This is a genomic window from Streptomyces sp. NPDC031274 (assembly GCF_055570235.1).
Map to the genome: position 1 here is coordinate 1 of NZ_JBVIHP010000287.1, position 1,285 is coordinate 1,285.

Here is a 1,285-nt window from a genome sequence, read left to right on the forward strand (position 1 = left end):
GAGGGCGTTGTCGCGTCGGACGGGCGACCTGAGCAGGGGTGGTGGTGGGCATACCGACAGCGGTGGTCATGAGGAGGAGGGCTCCGTTCAAGCAGTGGACAGCCGGGACGACGCCACGCAGGCGGAGGAAGGTGGGTCGAGGTATGGCAGGCGAGCGGCCATTCCCTCAGGTCGTCATCGGGTGATGCCAAAATCCTCGTCCGTGGCCCCTGCCCCGGTCATCAGCCGTTCGGCCGGACCGTCCACACCCGGATGACCGGAAACCAGCCGTTCGGCTGAGGCGCTGACGATCAGCTTGGCTCTGGTGGATGGCCGCGCCATAGGGGCGGGCGTCAGCGTGATGACGGACGGCCATCTCGCTCGATGAGAGAGGATCTGGCTATGACCGCCCCAGAACCCCGAACCTCTGTGATCCGTGTCCTGATTGCTGATGATCAGGAGATGGTCCGCACCGGCTTCCGCTTCTTCCTGGATGCCCAGCCGGACATCAGCGTGGTCGCCGAGGCCGGCGACGGCGAGCAGGCAGTAGCGCTGGCACGTCGACTGCGGCCGGACGTGTGCCTGCTGGACATTCGGATGCCGAAACTCGATGGACTGGAGGCGACGCGCCTGCTGGCAGGGCCGGGCGTGGCTGACCCGCTGAACGTGGTCGTGGTTACCACCTTCGACCTGGACGAGTACGTTTACGGGGCGCTGCGTGGTGGCGCCTGCGGGTTCCTGCTCAAGGACTCCGGCCCGACTCTCCTGGCAGAGGCGGTCCGCGCCGCTGCAGATGGCGACTCGCTGGTCTCGCCTTCCGTGACTGTTCGCCTGCTCAGACACATCACCACGCCCCAGAAGACCCAGCCGCTCACGAATTCAGGATCGACGGCCGAACTCACAGACCGCGAACTAGACGTCGTCCGCTTGGCGGCAGTGGGACGCACCAACGCGGAGATCGCCACTGAACTCCACGTTTCTCTCTCTACGGTCAAGAGCCACCTGTCCAGCGTCCAAGTCAAACTGCCTGCTCGAAACCGGGTCGAGATCGCAGCATGGGCCTGGCAGAACGGGATGACGCAGCCGCGCTGATGATGCGACAGCAGGTGGTCTCCATCAGACGGTTCCAAGATCGGATGAGGTATTGGAGCGCCTTCAGGACCTGGTGGGAGCAGGCTGGCGTTTGGGCGTTCGGCGCGAGCCGTCTCGCCTCAGAGGGAGGAAGTCCCGGGCGGCGGTGACGAGGGCAATGTGGGGCGTCCCGGGCGGGTCAGCCTGATGTGCCGTTCCGGGAACCGGGGGCAGG

At 65.9% G+C, this 1,285-nt stretch carries 1 protein-coding gene; it reads left to right on the forward strand.

All coding sequences use genetic code 11. From position 1 onward, the window contains the following. Positions 1 to 381 precede the first annotated feature (381 nt). Complete coding sequence (locus ACZ5CR_RS45720) at positions 382 to 1,071, forward strand: response regulator (RefSeq protein WP_468869742.1); 690 nt, start codon at positions 382 to 384, stop codon at positions 1,069 to 1,071. Positions 1,072 to 1,285 lie beyond the last annotated feature (214 nt).

Coding starts and splice junctions, on each gene's coding strand:
- ACZ5CR_RS45720 (WP_468869742.1), top strand. CDS start 382: ATGACCGCCCCAGAACCCCGAACCTCTGTGATCCGTGTCCTGATTGCT.